At 42.4% G+C, this 17,088-nt stretch carries 15 protein-coding genes; 2 read left to right on the forward strand and 13 right to left on the reverse strand.

The features are described from left to right. Positions 1 to 331: 331 nt before the first annotated feature. The 5 genes from pepF to MHB50_RS11565 form a co-directional block, all read right to left on the reverse strand. Positions 332 to 2,152, reverse strand: coding sequence for an oligoendopeptidase F (pepF, locus tag MHB50_RS11545; protein WP_077112399.1), 1,821 nt, complete (start codon positions 2,150 to 2,152; stop codon positions 332 to 334). 66 nt (positions 2,153 to 2,218) lie between these two features. Next, complete coding sequence (locus MHB50_RS11550; protein ID WP_077112397.1) at positions 2,219 to 3,565, reverse strand: competence protein CoiA family protein; 1,347 nt, start codon at positions 3,563 to 3,565, stop codon at positions 2,219 to 2,221. 304 nt (positions 3,566 to 3,869) lie between these two features. Further along, the gene (mecA, locus tag MHB50_RS11555) at positions 3,870 to 4,529 is read right to left on the reverse strand and encodes an adaptor protein MecA (protein WP_340085334.1); all 660 of its coding nucleotides are present in this window, start codon (positions 4,527 to 4,529) and stop codon (positions 3,870 to 3,872) included. Positions 4,530 to 5,236: 707 nt separating this feature from the next. Continuing rightward, positions 5,237 to 5,632 carry a transcriptional regulator SpxA gene (gene spxA, locus MHB50_RS11560; RefSeq protein WP_077112395.1) on the reverse strand — a complete coding sequence of 132 codons (396 nt, stop codon included), beginning with the start codon at positions 5,630 to 5,632 and terminating at the stop codon, positions 5,237 to 5,239. A 312-nt stretch (positions 5,633 to 5,944) separates the two neighbouring features. After that, the gene (locus MHB50_RS11565) at positions 5,945 to 7,147 is read right to left on the reverse strand and encodes a putative glycoside hydrolase (protein ID WP_236017177.1); all 1,203 of its coding nucleotides are present in this window, start codon (positions 7,145 to 7,147) and stop codon (positions 5,945 to 5,947) included. Between the two features lie 276 nt (positions 7,148 to 7,423). On the opposite strand from MHB50_RS11565, the gene trpS reads away from it, so the two are divergent. Then, on the forward strand, positions 7,424 to 8,413 hold the full coding sequence (gene trpS / locus MHB50_RS11570) for a tryptophan--tRNA ligase (RefSeq protein WP_077112393.1): 990 nt from the start codon (positions 7,424 to 7,426) through the stop codon (positions 8,411 to 8,413). 199 nt (positions 8,414 to 8,612) lie between these two features. On the opposite strand, the gene MHB50_RS11575 is transcribed toward trpS, so the two are convergent. From MHB50_RS11575 to MHB50_RS11600, 6 genes are all read right to left on the reverse strand, one after another. Then, on the reverse strand, positions 8,613 to 9,362 hold the full coding sequence (locus MHB50_RS11575; protein WP_077112391.1) for a YjbA family protein: 750 nt from the start codon (positions 9,360 to 9,362) through the stop codon (positions 8,613 to 8,615). Positions 9,363 to 9,449: 87 nt separating this feature from the next. After that, on the reverse strand, positions 9,450 to 9,659 hold the full coding sequence (locus MHB50_RS11580) for a hypothetical protein (RefSeq protein ID WP_077112427.1): 210 nt from the start codon (positions 9,657 to 9,659) through the stop codon (positions 9,450 to 9,452). 93 nt (positions 9,660 to 9,752) lie between these two features. Continuing rightward, positions 9,753 to 10,541, reverse strand: coding sequence for a DUF2268 domain-containing putative Zn-dependent protease (locus tag MHB50_RS11585; protein WP_083717587.1), 789 nt, complete (start codon positions 10,539 to 10,541; stop codon positions 9,753 to 9,755). 117 nt (positions 10,542 to 10,658) lie between these two features. Further along, positions 10,659 to 11,894, reverse strand: a complete 1,236-nt coding sequence (gene fabF, locus MHB50_RS11590) for a beta-ketoacyl-ACP synthase II (protein WP_077112390.1) — start codon at positions 11,892 to 11,894, stop codon at positions 10,659 to 10,661. 46 nt (positions 11,895 to 11,940) lie between these two features. After that, positions 11,941 to 12,873, reverse strand: a complete 933-nt coding sequence (locus MHB50_RS11595; RefSeq protein ID WP_077112388.1) for a beta-ketoacyl-ACP synthase III — start codon at positions 12,871 to 12,873, stop codon at positions 11,941 to 11,943. A 179-nt stretch (positions 12,874 to 13,052) separates the two neighbouring features. Further along, a complete protein-coding gene (locus MHB50_RS11600) occupies positions 13,053 to 13,613 on the reverse strand; it encodes a hypothetical protein (protein ID WP_077112386.1) in 561 nt (186 codons plus the stop codon). A gap of 168 nt (positions 13,614 to 13,781) precedes the next feature. Between MHB50_RS11600 and MHB50_RS11605 the strand changes: the two genes are divergently transcribed. After that, positions 13,782 to 13,970, forward strand: a complete 189-nt coding sequence (locus MHB50_RS11605; RefSeq protein ID WP_321189684.1) for a YjzD family protein — start codon at positions 13,782 to 13,784, stop codon at positions 13,968 to 13,970. Positions 13,971 to 14,005: 35 nt separating this feature from the next. On the opposite strand, the gene clpB is transcribed toward MHB50_RS11605, so the two are convergent. Both clpB and MHB50_RS11615 read right to left on the reverse strand, forming a co-directional pair. Then, positions 14,006 to 16,615, reverse strand: coding sequence for an ATP-dependent chaperone ClpB (gene clpB, locus MHB50_RS11610; protein WP_077112381.1), 2,610 nt, complete (start codon positions 16,613 to 16,615; stop codon positions 14,006 to 14,008). A 95-nt stretch (positions 16,616 to 16,710) separates the two neighbouring features. Next, the gene (locus MHB50_RS11615) at positions 16,711 to 17,019 is read right to left on the reverse strand and encodes a metal-sulfur cluster assembly factor (RefSeq protein WP_077112380.1); all 309 of its coding nucleotides are present in this window, start codon (positions 17,017 to 17,019) and stop codon (positions 16,711 to 16,713) included. Positions 17,020 to 17,088 lie beyond the last annotated feature (69 nt).

The raw sequence follows: 17,088 nt of genomic DNA on the forward strand, positions 1-17,088 counted from the left end.
CACATCAAAATCTTGAGTGAATACAAAATGTCTAAGTAGGAGATAACGGCACCTAAATGCCCGATTGGTTCAACTAACATTCAGTAGAAGCCCTACTGAATGAAGTTTCACTTTATTGTTCGTTTTTTCATCAGCTGATTTAGTTGTGTCCCGGCCTCGTATATTATTGAAAACTGATGAAGATTATAAAGAAGCTCGATGATCCTAATTTACATTTTTGAATCATCGAGCTTTTTTGTCATGCCTAATTTTCACTTAGAAAATGGATGGAATTCACCAATAACAGTATTGACTTTATATAGTTAGCCTCGTTGTTGATCCTACTTGCGTATTAGGACATTAACAGTTGTTCCATTTCATTCAGTTTTTCTTCAAACACTTTACATGCCGCTTCGATCGGCTCTGTTGTTGTCATGTCAACCCCTGCCTGTTTGAGCACTTCGATCGGATAATCAGAGTTGCCCGCTTTTAAAAAGTTGATATATCGCCCGACAGCTGTTTCACCTTCTTCCAATATTTGTTTGCTTAAGGCAGTTGCGGCGCTGAATCCTGTAGCATATTGATAAACGTAATAATTATAGTAAAAATGGGGGATTCTCGACCATTCAAGCCCGATTTGTTCGTCAATATGGATATGGTCCTCGCCAAAATATTTTTTGTTTAATTCATAGTATTGTTTTGTAAGGAAGTCTGCGGTTAAGGCAGTCCCTTCTTGAGCTTTTTGGTGGATTAAATGCTCAAATTCCGCAAACATCGTCTGGCGAAAAACGGTTCCACGAAAGCCTTCCAAGTAATGGTTAATCAAATATAGACGCTCCTGTTTATCATCAGTCGCTTTTTGCATATAATCTCCAAGTAGTGCTTCATTGCATGTGGAAGCCACTTCCGCGACAAATATGGAGTAATTGCCGTACGGATATGGCTGGTTTTTTCTTGTATAGTAGCTGTGCACACTGTGTCCGAATTCATGTGCCAATGTAAATAAGTTGTTGACGTTATCCTGCCAATTCATGAGGATATAAGGATTCGTGCCATATGCGCCCGAAGAATAGGCACCGCTTCGTTTCCCCTTATTTTCCACAACATCCACCCAGCGGTTTTCAAATCCTGCTTGCAAGATCCCGACATACTCTTTTCCTAGAGGAATAAGGCCGGAAAGGAGAATGTCTTTCGCTTCCTCGTATGTCACTTTCATGTCGACTTCTTTTACAAGCGGTACGTATAAATCATACATATGCAACTGTTCAAGTCCCAAAATCTGTTTGCGGAGCTTCAAATAGCGCTGCAACAGGTGCAGATTGTTATTGATCGTTGATACAAGATTGTCATATACTTTTTCAGGAATGTTGTTGGCTGCCAAAGCTGCCTGCCTTGCCGTTTGATAATTTCTCGCTTTGGCATAAAAGTTATCCTGCTTGATAGAACCGCTTAAAGTACTGGCAAATGTATTCTTAAATTTTCCGTACGTGCGGTACACGTTCATAAATGCTTCTTTTCTGACGGAGCGATCCCGACTCTCCAGAAAACGAATGTAATTTCCATGCGAAAGCTGCACATCATTTCCTTCTTCGTCCTTTATGACCGGGAATTCAAGGTCTGCGTTGTTTAACACGCTGAATGTGGTGCTTGATGCCCCCATTACTTCCGAGGCTTCGGCAAGAAGCGCCTCCTGCTCTGCGTCCAACACGTGCCCGCGCTTCAGGTTAATACGGTTTAGCGCATGCTCATACAATTGTAATGCCGGTTCTTCTTTTAAAATTTGCGCAAGCTGTTCCTTTTCGATATTGAGTATTTCCGGAACGATATATGAAAAAGCGCTGGTTAATTGTGAATACAAACTTTCCGCCCGGGCATTCATCCCTTGATAATGTGTATTCGTCGTATCCTGATCGTTGCGCATATGAGCATATGTATAAAGTTTACCCATCCGTTCCGACAGTTTTGATTGAAATTGCAACGCTTCATACAATGTTGCCGCACTTTCGCCCAATTTCCCTTTAAACTGTTGCGCTTCTTTCATCTTTTGCTGGATGGCAGCATACTCTTTTTCCCACTCCTCATCCGTCACAAATATATCCTCTAATCTCCATGTTAATTCTTCCGACACTTCCGATCGGCTTGGAAGAGTTTTTACGTTATTCTCCTCTGTCATCTGTTATCCTCCATTCAAGTTGTAATGCGAAATTCCGCCCATGTTATAATCATTCTATTTAAATATTCATTTTTCCTGCTCCCCAAACAGGAAACATTGCTTGTTTTTTTTATTTATTTTGTTTGTGTAGGAACTTTTGATGAGAACTTTAAAAATATATTCCTCCTCTGTCCGATCTTCCGTATGCTTCAAGCTGTTGATCATTTTTCGCTTTACAAATAAGTCTTCCCCCGCAATTCGCAAATATGACAAATGAACGAGCAGCCGCAAGTAAAAAGCGACGGCCTTTTCCCAATTGCGATAGTCGTGAAACGGCAACTGTCGTAAAAGAACATCTTCACGATCGATCCGCCGTCCAAGTTTATACAGGACGTATTTTAAAGAAATCTTTTTGCCAAAAGGTAATTTTTGCAAACAATCGATCCAAACATAAAACTGCCAGATCATCGGAGCGGAAGCAAAGCTTTCCATATACGGAACCGGGAGGCCGCATACAGCCGGCAATAAAAAAGGATTATTCCCCGATTTATATACGTTTTTAAGAAAACTTCCATGAACAATTGTTCCATATCTGACTTTTTGTTGAATCCACTTGTTCTTTTCCTTCAACCAATGTAGATACGGAAAAGAAGCCGTTTGGTCTTGAATGTAAAAAGGAATGCGACAGTTGTTGAGTGGGATACTTTCCAGGCGGGCAAATACTTTTTTGGAGGTGAAAGGAGCCAAATTTGATAATACAAACAGGGTGCTGTCTACAGGTTCGTAGCCGATTAAGGTGATATCTGCACCGGTTCTTTTCGTCAAGGACCAATAAAAATCGGTAAGCTCATAGACGGAGTTTTTCAGTTTTTTCACAAATGGATAACCGCCGATAATCCATATGGGCGTAATGCCGATCTTTAAGTAACGATCAGACCTTTGTTGTATGGAACGGATAGAAATGGGGGTGCATTGGTACTCAATTGCATAGCGCCTCCCGTTTCTAATGGCCAAAACATCGGGACGCTGTTGAATTTCGGGGAGATACTGTTCTAAAGTAGATTCATAGCCGTTTTTAAGACAAAATCGAAATAAATCTTTCTTTCCTTGGAGATGTCGGGCGCTTTCGGGTTCTGTTGTGAAGCATTGGGATTTGATACGGTGGGCAAAATGGGGAATACGGACAGATCCTGCCTTCAGGACGAGGGGCTCTTTACAAACGGGGCAGTAGAAGCGGATGTTTCGCAACTTACCTACATGACGGCGTTCCATCTCTGCAAGATTAACCGCCATTCCCTTTTCATTAACTGCTGTGAACAGATTAACACTTCCTTTCAACTCTTTGGACTTAAAAAATGGACGAATAAACGTTGGAGTCCATTTGTTCAACATTATAGCATAAGTCCAATGATTATGAAAATTGCTCACTTTCATCTGGCAATATCCTTTCCCTTCACTTCATTTCATCGCAAAATATACTAACGAATTTTTAAGTTTTCGAAGCTTTCGATAGAATAGTAGTTTTTCGAGTGGCCATTAAACACTGTCTTCAAAATAGATCAAAGTGCCTGCGAGCAAATCTTCCTTGTTTTTCACATTTTTCTGTACTATTTAGCGACTTGATACAAAAATAAAACGGCTTCCCTCTTCGAAATTATCGTATTATTTATTTGTTATAACTTGGACGACTCCATGTACAACCTATAAAAAAACCGATTTCTGCAAGAAATCGGCTCAGTTAGGAAAAATGTTTATTTAATGTGGCAAATACGTCTTGGCTGATGATTTGTTTTCCGTATTCTTGCAAACGATGAATCGTAAAGGACGATTCATGCCCATATTCCAAAAGAACACTTAACATGTCTTCAACTTCTTCTTCATCATATTCCTCATCCGGGAACTTAACATATAGGAAATATTTGCCTTCATATGAAAAAATCTTTGTGTCCAAATCACTCGTAGTTTGCGTTCTTGCCAAATCAAGGATATCATCAAAATCGTTAAAGAGGAGAACAAATTCGAGCAAGTCATCTTCCGAACGGTCATATTGATTCAGATGAAGATGATGGTCCAAAAACTCCTCGATTCTTTCATCAATCGGCAAGTCCTTAAGCTTGTCATCCGGAATCGGCAATTCAAACCTTTGGCCATCTTTGGAAAGCTGGGCTTTTGTAACGAGGACCTCCAAGCCCTTGTCCAAAGCTTGCACTTGAATCCAGAGCGGCCCCTCTGGGACAAACTCCTCTTCATGATGAATTTCATCCATCATTTCCCAAAATAACTCTTCACTTTTTTCGCGATTGTACCATATCTCTTCGCGATCAAAGCCCCTTTCTTCTATATCGACATATGAAATGTAAAATTTCACCGTATTTTCGTTAATGCGTTCAATTTCCATCATACAACTCCCCCTTCTATAATAGGGTAGTAAGGTGAAGGGATCTTACTTCCCGGAGACCAACCATCAGGACTTAAATACAGTAAGTAATAGTCTTCCCCTTGTACTTCTTATTTTATGATAAATAAATGGAAAAGGGAAACAAAATATGTTTCCATTTCATAAATCATCATATGCCTAGCAACGCCCAAGATGATGTTGCGCCTATCTTAACCAATATATGAAGATAAATCAAGCATATTTATTCATCTAAATGGAAGCAACTTGCAGACCATCAGCCGTCCGATGACTTTCACTCCTTCTCTTCCCTTATTCCCTTGCGGCCAGCGGCTTACACATTGGAGCAGAGAAAAGGGAAGGCACGGCGGCAAAAGAGCCAAGCAGCTTGCTTTAAAGTCTCATGCATGTGCTCCATTAGAGATAAGCTTCAGGTAGCTTTGCGACAAACTAAACAAAACTTCTTCGAATAAGCATGGACGTATCGTAGCGCACCGAATCTCCTCCCCCATAAAAATGGCCATGTGAAAAAAGCCGAGCTTTCGATAATGGGAGGGAGAAGTTGCTTATCGTCGTACACCAGTTTATCGTACGAATATTCATACTGAAATGGTACTGTTCACCTTATAAAAAAAACCTCCATACTTTCGCATGAAGGTCGGGTTCATTTGTTAGTCTGTGTTGTCATGTAAGCCTGCATGGTACCAGTGTTAATTCACCATTTTCTGAGCTTGGCGAAGCTGATACGTTCTTACCTTACGAGGCAGAAAACGTCTAATTTCATCTTCATTGTAGCCCACCTGGAGTCTTTTCTCATCAAGAATGATCGGGCGCCGAAGGAGGCCCGGGTTTTTTTGAATAATATCGTAAAGCTGCTGCAACGGCAGAGAATCTAAATCTATATTGAGCTTTTGGAAAACTTTAGAACGTGTCGAGATAATCTCGTCTGTTCCGTCTTCGGTCATGCGCAAGATTTCCTTGATTTCCTCAAGGCTCAAAGGTTCGGAAAAAATATTCCGTTCAACATATGGAATGTTTTGTTCTTCCAACCACGTTCTCGCTTTCCGGCATGATGTACAACTTGGTGAGGTGTATAATGTGACCATGTTCATCCACACTCCCATTCATAAATTGAAATGCACAATTGTATATGCAAGGCCCGTCTAAAGACCCATATTATAATTAATCTTAATAAACACTCTCTATTATGTATTATACACTAATATCGGCAGAAATAATAGGTGATTTTGGCAATTTTTCGCTCTGTATCTCTCCTTTTCATTAAACTGTTACATATGGATGTATTTCTTATTACCACCTCTGATTACCTTTTAAACATTCTCTTTGTATAATTTATCCATCCACCCCATTTCCATACATAAAAATGATTTATTTTATATGGGTAAATAACTGTCACATTATTGATCCGGTGTATAATCCACGTTTTTCGTATACGTGTTACCCGCATTCCATAGCAGGAATTCTTTGATTCCTGAATCATACAATGCCTTTATTTGGGCTTCAACTTCCGCTTTTCCGTACACTTTATAATTTCCGCTTCCCAAATAAGATGCCGTAAAATCTTGAATCCAAGGGCGCGAAACAGGAGGATTTTCCAACTTGGATAACTTTGCATTCTCCACCTTTGCATATTCATGCACAAGTTTATAAGGCTCTAAATCAGGTTTGGCGATTCCAAAGTATGACGTCCAGTGGCTTGGATAAATCATCGAGGAAATGACATCTACATTTTCGGATATTTTACTGAAGTTTTGTCCGATTCCAGGTGCCTCCGGAAGTGTTGCGGTATAGCCAAAAATATCTACGGACACTTTTGCACCGTATGGCTTTAGTTTTTCCCGCGCATAGGCAACAAAATCGGTAACAGCATGAACGCGCTTTTGCACGTTGTCTTCCTTCATATTTTCATATTCGCCCATCCCGTACTGTAGCTGTTGATCACGCTTTTCAAATCCTTCCGGGAAACGGACATAGTCAAACTGAATCTCCTTAAATCCGAGCTTTGCCGCCTCTATGGCGATTCCCACATTATAGTCCCATACTTCTTTTAAAAACGGGTTGACGAATGCCTCCTTTCGGTTGTTGACCCAGACTTTCCCCCCTTGTTGAAAAGAAAGGTCGGGACTTTTTTTCGCAAGCAGAGAATCTTTAAACACAACAATTCTGGCAATGGGGTAGATCTGTTTCTCCTCCATTGTTTTTAGCATTTCTCTTGGATTCTCTATATAACTTTGGCCGATTCCTGCATAAGGTGAATCTTTATCGGCTTTGTATGTCACATTTCCCCAATCGTCTTTTATGTCGATAACCATGGCGTTTAAATCTGTCGTTTCTATCAACTTAACGAGCTCATTAAAACGGCTTCCTCCTGCTGAATGACCGGTCACATAAATTCCCCGGACCGCGTCGGGATATTCAAACTTTAAGCCGGAATCATACACAAAGCGGGGTGAGTCCACAGGAACGGTTTTCAACTCAACAGCCAGTTGTCTTTGCGGGTTTGTATGTACTTGATCAGATGCTTTACCCGAAACTGGCTGGGCCGGTAACGCAATCATTCCAATCAGCCCCGCAGTTGCCAGTATCTTTTTGACTTTCAATATGGTTCGCTCCTTTTCCCAGATGCCTTTCATCCAAGGTAAATTCATTACCTATTCTAGCAATAATTTCTATGGAAAGAAATCCTTTTTTCCTCCTTTTCTTTTTGGGTGTTCTTGTGTTGGCTTGATTGTAAGCAGGCCAAAAGTTATAATAAGAACATAAGTTTTTTCGAATACATATAACATTTATTATGGAATACGCAAGAAAGTTGTTATAAAAACCATTTCGCCCATGATCGGGTAAAATGGTTTTCGCGTATACAGGAGGATTTTAAGATGAAAACGATTTTTTCTGGTATTCAGCCCAGCGGTGTCATTACGCTTGGCAACTATCTGGGAGCCATTAAACAGTTTATAGAGCTCCAGCATGAATATGATTGTTATTTTTGCGTGGTAGACCAACATGCAATTACTGTGCCGCAAGACCGTCTGGAGCTTAGAAAAAATATCCGTTCCCTAGCCGCATTGTACATTGCTGCGGGGCTCGACCATAAGAAAGCGACGCTATTTATCCAATCAGAAGTACCCGCTCATGCGCAGGCAAGCTGGATGCTGCAATGTATCGCATATATCGGCGAGTTGGAAAGAATGACACAATTTAAAGACAAATCAGCGGGTAAAGAAGCCGTCTCAGCCGGATTGTTAACATATCCGCCTTTAATGGCTGCCGATATTCTGCTTTACGGCACTCACCTTGTTCCTGTTGGAGAAGACCAAAAACAGCATCTCGAATTAACCCGCGACCTTGCGGAAAGATTTAACCGAAGATACAACGACATTTTTACGATTCCGGACGTGCGCATTCCAAAGGTTGGGGCCAGAATTATGTCCTTGCAGGAGCCAACGAAAAAAATGAGCAAGTCGGATCAAAATAAAAAAGCCTTTATCACGTTGTTGGACGAGCCGAAACAAATTGAAAAGAAAATTAAAAGCGCCGTTACAGATTCTGATGGCTTGGTAAAATTTGATCGCGAAAATAAACCCGGTGTTTCGAACCTGCTTGCCATTTATTCAATTTTGGGGAATAAAACAATTGAAGAGCTTGAGAACCAATATGCCGGCAAAGGCTACGGGGAATTTAAAGCGGATTTGGCTGAGGTCGTCCTCCAGGCATTAACGCCCATTCAGGAAAGATACCGCGAATTGGTTGATTCCAAGGAACTCGATGACATCTTGGATGAAGGAGCTGAAAAAGCGCGGGCAAAAGCCAACCGTATGTTAAAGAAGATGGAAAATGCGATGGGGCTCGGCAGAAAAAGGTCCTAGTATGCATTAGCTTAAAACTTTAAGCATAAAGAGGCTAACTATATAAAGTCAATACTGTTATTGATGAATTCCATCCATTTTCTCAGTAAAAATTAGGCATGACAAAAAAGCTCGATGATTCAAAAATGTAAATTAGGATCATCGAGCTTCTTTCGTATTTCCTTATGTCCCAGACTGTTCTTTTTCGCGGCTTTGGGCTTCAATTTACTTTTGAATCACATTCCATCTCCCAAAGCTTTTCAAAGAATGGCTGGCCTTTAATCATATTTTCACACAATAATTGATGTTTTTCCGACCATCCTTTTTTTGTTGCCTCATAAAGGTCGTTCCACACCTTTTCAAAATCCATCTCCTGTATTTCAGAGTACAGATGAGGACACCATTCTGTATACCAATATCTTACTTCTGCCGTATTTTTTGACGAGTAAAGCTGGTCCAGCGCCATAAACAGCAACTGTTTTAACTGTCTTTCTTTTCTTGTCAAACCGCGCATTAATATTGGGTCCGGCGATAGTATATGGTACTCTTTCTTTTTGGTTAACGGCTCAAATGTAAACGTTTCGGGCTGATTATTGGCGATCATCTCATACACCAACTGCTCCTGACGGGGAATGAGCCTGCTTTTTCGCAGCGGTATCGAGTATCCGACCGTATCTACAGCAAGAATTCCTTGTCCATCTGTTACAACAAAACAATAGTCCAACACAATTCGTTCATGATTCTTTCTCAAATAGGCCTTTTTATAAATTTCATTCAACAATGCCTCGGGCAAATCGGCCATATCATTTTCTATATGGTTGAAAAGGAGAGAATCGATATATAACAGCGGAACTTGATCTAACAGTTCAATCACGTCTTCTCCTCTTCTCCACTCGTGAAAATGGCATACATTATACCCATTTTCTTCTCCTTCAAACCAATTAACCCATACATCATGAAGATAAAGCATCTTAACCCCTCACTTCATCACTATTTGTTTTTCAGTATGGGCAGGCTTTAGTCAATTTATTCCTATATATCCAGTTCTAACGAGGGACTATTCGCCCGTCTGAAACCCAAACACGGCAAGTGAGATCATCATGACGCCAACGACAAACAAATAGCATTCAGGTCTTTTTAAAATAAAAAGAATATATTCTGCAAAACTGGCGCCCATTACCAACAAATTGAAATAGGCGATAATGTTGAACCCTCCCGCAACCGCAAATCCGAATCCTGCCAGATAAAGGAATGTTCTGAAGAGCATATCAATTCCCCCGGTGTGTTTATCATACAATTTTCTTTGCTTCATTATATTCGGCCATGCCTGTTCTATACATTTTCCCCAAAAAAAAAGCGCCTAAGATGGCGGGTTGTATCGGGAATTATTTGCTAGTATCTCCTCTGAAGGAATTTGAAAAGAGTACTGGACTGTGAGCGGCCTGCGCCCTTTATACCCTTTGACCAAATCAGCTCCAATCGCATAACCCATCATCGGAGGAACTGGCCCACTGCCAAATAAGAGTTGATCATGAAGGGGATGATTTTTCTTCCGTTCAAGATTTGGTTGATAATGCCTCTCCCAAAATACCCGGAGCATATCAGGATTATATTGTTTTACCCATTCAGATTGATATTCTTTTCCGCAATATTTTTGGACGGCCTGCTCGGCAAGCCCTTCAAATACAAGTGAATCAAGCAAATGGTAATGATCTACATCTTTTTTATAATGATGCATCCTCGTTGCGTGATGATACTCATGCACGAACAAGGATTCCCAATTTTTTTCATCTTCCGTCGGCGATAAAAACAAAAACAACTTTTTGGGAAACGCCGCACCCGAACGTCCTTTTAAACCTTCGAGAAATTGTCGGGTTGGATTAATCGGAAAAATATAAATATCAATCTTATGCTGTTTCCACTTATTATAGTATTTTTGATAAATGTTACCGATTTTTTCCCATGCGTTTTGCCTTTTCAGCTCTTCAAAAAAGCCAAATGTAGCCCTGGACGGTTCGTACATTCCGAATCGGCGCAAATAGTGGTAAAAACGGCCGCCTTCTTTATCCTCAGAATAAGCCATGCCGCAAACATGCTCTGGATTGAAAAAATGCTGCTCAAGCCAATCATTCGTTTCAATAACTCCCATATGCCGTCTCCTCCCCTTCGATATTGTACGAAAGCCTAGAAAAAAGGTGACAGCGTTCCAAATACGAAGTAAAACAAAAAAGATATAGCCCGATTGCTCTGGCTATATCTTTTGTACTTACTCATATTTTTTAAAGGCGATTGTAGCATTATGTCCGCCGAATCCGAGAGAGTTGCTCAGAACCCCTTTCAAGTCCCGCTTACGGGCTTCGTTGACCACATAGTCGAGATCGCATTTTGGATCAGGTGTCTCATAGTTGATCGTCGGCGGCATGATGCCGTCTTTAATAGCCAAAACAGAATAAATGGCCTCAACTCCCCCTGCTGCCCCAAGCAGATGACCTGTCATGGATTTTGTGGAGCTAATCCCTAATTTATAAGCATGTTCGCCAAACACTTGCTTGACTGCGTTCGTTTCAAATTCATCATTATAAGGCGTGCTTGTCCCATGGGCATTAATATAATCAATGTCTTCCGGCTTCATACCCGCATCCTCCAGAGCCAATTTCATCGCTCTCGCGCCGCCTTCACCACCGGGAGCCGGCGCTGTAATATGATAGGCATCTCCCGTGGAGCCATATCCGACGATTTCTGCATATATATCCGCTCCGCGGTTAAGCGCATGATCCAGCTCTTCCAGAATCAATACACCGGCCCCTTCACCGATGACGAAACCGTCGCGATTTAAGTCAAACGGTCTGCTTGCCGTGTTCGGATCAGGATTTGTCGATAATGCCTTATTGGCACAAAAACCGGCTACCGACATTTGAGTGATCGGCGCTTCTGTCCCGCCGGCAATCATGGCATCGGCATCACCACGCTGAATCACTTTAAAAGCGTCCCCGATGGAATTCGTCCCTGTTGCGCATGCTGTCACCGTACAGGAATTGACGCCCTTGGCTCCGAGAAAAATCGACACTTGGCCTGTCGCCATATCCGGAATCATCATTGGGACAAAGAACGGACTGACCCGGCGGTAGCCTCTCTTTTGAAAAATCTCATATTGCTTTTCAAATGTCTCCATTCCCCCGATGCCGGAACCAATCCATACACCGATCCGGTGCGCATTGTTGTCGTCGATGACCAGCCCCGCATCTTTAACAGCCATCAATGCTGATGCCAACGCAAAATGGGTAAAACGATCCATTTTCCGGGCATCTTTTATCTCAATAAACTTTTCTATATCAAAGTCTGTTACTTCTGCAGCTACTTTCACAGAAAAATCGTCCGGATTTAATCGTGTAAGGGGCCCAATCCCTGATTTTCCAGCCACAATATTTCCCCATGCTGTTTCTACATCGTTCCCAACCGGCGATATGGAGCCGATTCCGGTTACAACTACTCTTTTCTTCATCTTTTGCATCATCTCCTTTATGTTATTTCAAGAAGATATTAAGCGCCTAGCGGCCCCATCTTAAAGCAATGGCCCCCCATGTGAGACCTCCGCCAAAACCGACTAAAACGATAACATCATCATCCTTTATTTTTCCCGCTTCCACTTCATCGGCAATCACCATTGGGATGGAAGCAGAGGATGTGTTGCCGTATTTATGAATCATTTTGGACATTTTTTCTTCAGGGAGCTCAAGGCGCTGCCTGGCCGCTTCCATTATGCGAATGTTGGCCTGATGAGGGATCAAGAAATCAACATCATTTTTGGTTAAGCCGGCTTTTTCGAGAACTTTGACAGAAGATTCTCCCATTTGCCTGACAGCAAATTTGAATACTTCTCTTCCGTTCATCACGATATATTGATCTTGGTATAAATGTTGGCCGCCTGTTCCGTCTGCGCCAAGGTCAAATGCCAAAATACCCCGGCCCTCGGATACGGGCCCCACTACGACCGCTCCGGCTCCGTCCCCAAAAAGGACAGCCGTGTTCCTGTCAGACCAGTCGGTGATTTTTGACAGTTTTTCAACACCTACAACTAAAATGTTCTTGCAGGCTTCATTTTCTATAAATTGTTTCGCTGTTGCTACGGCATACATAAAACCAGCGCACGCCGCGCTGACATCCATTGCGGATGCGTTGACGCAGCCCAGCCTCGCCTGCAGCATACACGCAACCGAAGGGAACGGGCGGTCAGGAGTCACCGTCGCAACAAGAATCATATCAATATTTTCCGGTTGCACTCCGGCATGATCCATGGCTTTTTTGGCTGCTTCATAAGCCATGTCCGATGTATCAATGTCGTCAGGGGCAATTCTTCGTTCCTCAATCCCCGTTCGCGTCCGAATCCATTCATCGGACGTATCCATCATCGTTTCCAGCTCTTTATTGGTCACAACCCGGTCGGGCATGTATTTTCCTACGCCAATAATACCTGCATTCATAGGTAATTCCCTTCTTTCCCTTACAAACATAATGAATTTATTATGATATCTTCTATTAAGACTTGGTGCTAATTATACCACCTGTCTTCTTCATTGTCACCCTCATTATAGAGCACGCCGATGTTTCGAAACTTGTCAGGGCCTTCCAAGCCATTCTCTGTTTTTTAATGCCGTTATTCCTAGTTGCCAACAAGCTTTTCTTCAGATCTGGAAAGCACGTTCTCCACTTCACGCTTGCACTCTTCCTTGGTTATGACTGACTCTTTTTCTATCTCTATAGACAGGAAAAAGTCGTTAACAGAAACTTGATTCGTTTGAAAGTTTGAGTAAATGCTATCGAGATTTTTGAAAAAGGGAGCCTGATGCAAACGTGAAGCAGGAGGATAAATGAAAAACACGAATGCTTCTTCCAACATTTCCATATGGGACAAAAACGTTAATTGCCGAACAAGCTGATCAGCTACATGTGAAACATGGCGCATGACATAATCAATAATAGGAATAAATATGAGACAATTTTTGGAAGGTTGAAATGGAAGTTTGGCTTGGTCTTCTTCCCTTGCGATCTCATGATAGACCAAATTGGCATTGCGGCCAATAAAGAGCCATTTTTCTTCATCCTCCTCCCTCATCCAATGTTGATGGTCAACGGCATGCACAACATATCCTTTTTCAAGCAGTTGTGAACATAATTCAAATCCAAATGGCTGGCGCGCTCCATAAACTACGGCATGTCTCATACATGAAAACTCCCTTCTCTTTTTCCTACTTCATACATATGCCAAAGTGACAAGGACTTACCACCAGATGTGGAAATGCCGACAGCGAATGTTTGTACCATTTGATTTATTTATGTTATACTATCGGGGTAAATATATCGTGGATTTTTTATGTGGGTTTGAAATGGGGTGAAGAGTTTGAGATATATCGTTACAATTTTTTGGACATTTTTGCTTGTCAATATGGTCATGTACGTTGGCGGATCTATGATCGGATCCACTTATGATTTTAAAACGGCCTCTATGTTGTCTGCTGCAGTCTCTATCTTAATCTTCATTGCATCGGCTATTTTACCACAGCCGGTGGAAGAAAAATAACTCGCCGAAACATTGGCGAGTTATTTTTTCTTTGTTTATGATCTCTGAACTGTTACCGCCAGCTCGCCGTCTTTTAATTCAACGAGGAGCGAGTCGAAAGGATGTACATGGCCGGCAATGATTTCTTTGGCGATCTTCGTCTCCACATTGCTTTGCAGATATCTTCTGAGCGGACGCGCGCCATACACAGGGTCAAACGCTTCACGGGCTATAAAGCTTTTGGCTTCCTCTGTCATGTTCATCTGTATATGCTGGTGCCGTAACCTTTCTTTGAGTTCTTCCGTCAATTTTTCAACGATTCCTTTTATGTTTTCCAAGTTTAAAGGCTTAAACAGAATAATTTCATCCACCCTGTTTAAAAATTCCGGTCTGAAAGACGCTTTGAGCTGACTGAGTACGCGTTCTTTTGTCTGTTCATCAATGTGGTCTTCATGTTGCTCCCTTTCCAGCAAAAACGCCGATCCTATATTGGATGTCATAATAATGACGGTGTTTTTAAAATCGACTTTCCTGCCTTGAGAATCGGTGATTCTTCCATCATCCAACACTTGAAGCAAAATATGAAACACTTCCGGGTGGGCTTTCTCAATTTCATCCAGCAAAACGACCGAATACGGCTTTCTCCGAACCGCTTCTGTCAGCTGACCTCCTTCTTCATAACCAACATAACCCGGCGGCGCGCCGATCAACCTGGATACAGCATGTTTTTCCATGTACTCGGACATATCGATTCGGATCATTTGTTCTTCACTGTCGAATAACGTTTCCGCCAACGCTTTCGCCAACTCTGTTTTCCCGACACCTGTAGGGCCTAAAAAGATAAATGAACCAATTGGACGATTGGGATCTTTAATTCCGGCGCGAGCGCGAATGACGGCATTGCTGACGAGCGCGACCGCTTCATTTTGGCCGATGACCCGCTTGTGCAAAATGGATTCCAGGCGCAATAGTTTTTCCCTTTCGCCTTCCACCAGCTTGGTGATCGGGATTCCGGTCCACCGGGAAATAATTTCAGCAATTTCATCTTCGGTGACTTCTTCTTTTACGAGCCGAGATTCTTCCGCCTCTTTTCTTTCGAGAGTTCTTTCCATTTGTTTTAACTCTTTTTCAAGAGCCGGAATTTTTCCATGCCGCAGTTCCGCAGCTCGATTCAAATTATATTCATTTTCAGCATCTTCGAGCTCCCTGCGCAGTTTTTCCAGCTGCTCCCGTTTTTCACGAATGACGGAAATCTCGTCTTTTTCCTTCTCCCATTTTGCCTTCATTTCCTTGGCTGTTTCTTTTAAATCGGCCAATTCTTGTCTCAATAAATCCAATCTCTCTTTGCTTGCTTCATCATCTTCTTTCACAAGAGCCGCTTCTTCAATTTCCAATTGCATGACACGTCTTGTAATCTCATCAAGTTCACTTGGCATCGAATCAATTTCAACCCGGATGTTGGCGCAAGCCTCATCAATCGTGTCAATCGCTTTATCAGGCAGGAAGCGGTCCGTGATATAGCGGTCCGATAAGGTGGCGGCGGCCACGATGGCACGATCATGAATATTAACCCCGTGATGTATTTCAAACCGCTCTTTCAGTCCGCGCAATATGGAGATCGTGTCTTCCACCGTAGGTTCGGGAACGAGCACTTTTTGAAAGCGGCGTTCCAGTGCGGCGTCTTTTTCAATATAGAGCCGGTATTCATCGAGAGTCGTGGCGCCAATACAATGAAGCTCGCCTCTGGCAAGCATCGGTTTGAGCATGTTTCCGGCATCCATCGCGCCTTCCGCTTTGCCTGCGCCGACAATTGTATGAATTTCATCTATAAAGAGCAGGATCTTGCCCTCGCTTTTTTTCACCTCTTGAAGTACCGCTTTCAGCCTTTCTTCAAATTCTCCCCGAAACTTGGCGCCGGCAATTAATGAACCCATGTCAAGAGCAAAAATCGTCTTATCTTTCAACCCTTCGGGAACATCCCGTCTGACGATCCGTTGGGCAAGTCCTTCGACTATCGCTGTTTTCCCGACGCCGGGCTCGCCGATCAAGACAGGGTTGTTTTTCGTTTTTCTGGACAGGATTCGGATGACATTGCGAATCTCCTGATCCCGGCCAATGACAGGGTCCAGCCTGCCCGACTTTGCCTCTTTCACCAAGTCCCTTCCATATTTTTTTAATGCTTCATATCCGGCTTCAGGATTTTGGTTTTCCACACGATGTCCTCCCCTTATTTCTGTAATTACTTTCAATAAAACATCCCTCGTTATGCCTTGTTTCGTAATATAACGGGTAATGTCGTGATGTTCCATATCTAAAAGGGCTAATGCAACATGTTCTACCGATAAGTAAGCATCTTTAAAGGCGACTCTTTGTTCCTCCGCTTTTCGGATAAGTTCCCCAAGAGCGCTGCTTACGTATTGCCCGCCTTGAACACCTTGTCCATATACTTCAGGTATTTGATCGAGCAATTGGTCGATCTGGCCAATCATTGCTTCTTTTGCCAGCCCCAGCCGTTCATACAAGGAAGTCAGCAAGCTATCGCTTTTTTCAAGGAGCGCTTTCCAAAGGTGAACAATATCCATTTCCGGATGGTGATGAGAAACAGCAATTTGCTGAGCTTTTGCAAAAGCTTCCTGCATCGTATGAGTCATTTTGCTTAGGTCCATTTTTAACCCCCTCCACACTTGATAAGGTGATGACAATAAAGAGCGAAGCCGCCTCTTTACAGGTGCTCCGCTCTATAAACGCTGTGTGTCAAATATCAGGTTACGCCAAGTGCAATTTTTGCGTACCGTGACATTTTGTCTTTTGTCCATGGAGGATTCCAGACAATATCGACTTCTGTCTGTTTCACTTCCGGTATATCGGCAAGAGCCGCATTAACCTGGTCTACGATAACTGGTGCCAACGGACACCCCATAGATGTGAGGGTCATGGTAATTTTGGCGGTACCATTTTCGTCCAAATCGACATCGTACACGAGTCCGAGATTGACAATATCTATTCCAAGTTCGGGGTCTATTACTTGTTCCAAGGCACCGTAAATATTTTCTTTCAACGCTTCATCCATCGGTCCCCACTCCTTTCAAGAAATCAGGATTCTATTCTTATCATACCAAAATGAAGCCAATTTCACACG

This window comes from Siminovitchia sp. FSL H7-0308 (assembly GCF_037980985.1).
Classification (GTDB): domain Bacteria; phylum Bacillota; class Bacilli; order Bacillales; family Bacillaceae_C; genus Siminovitchia; species Siminovitchia thermophila.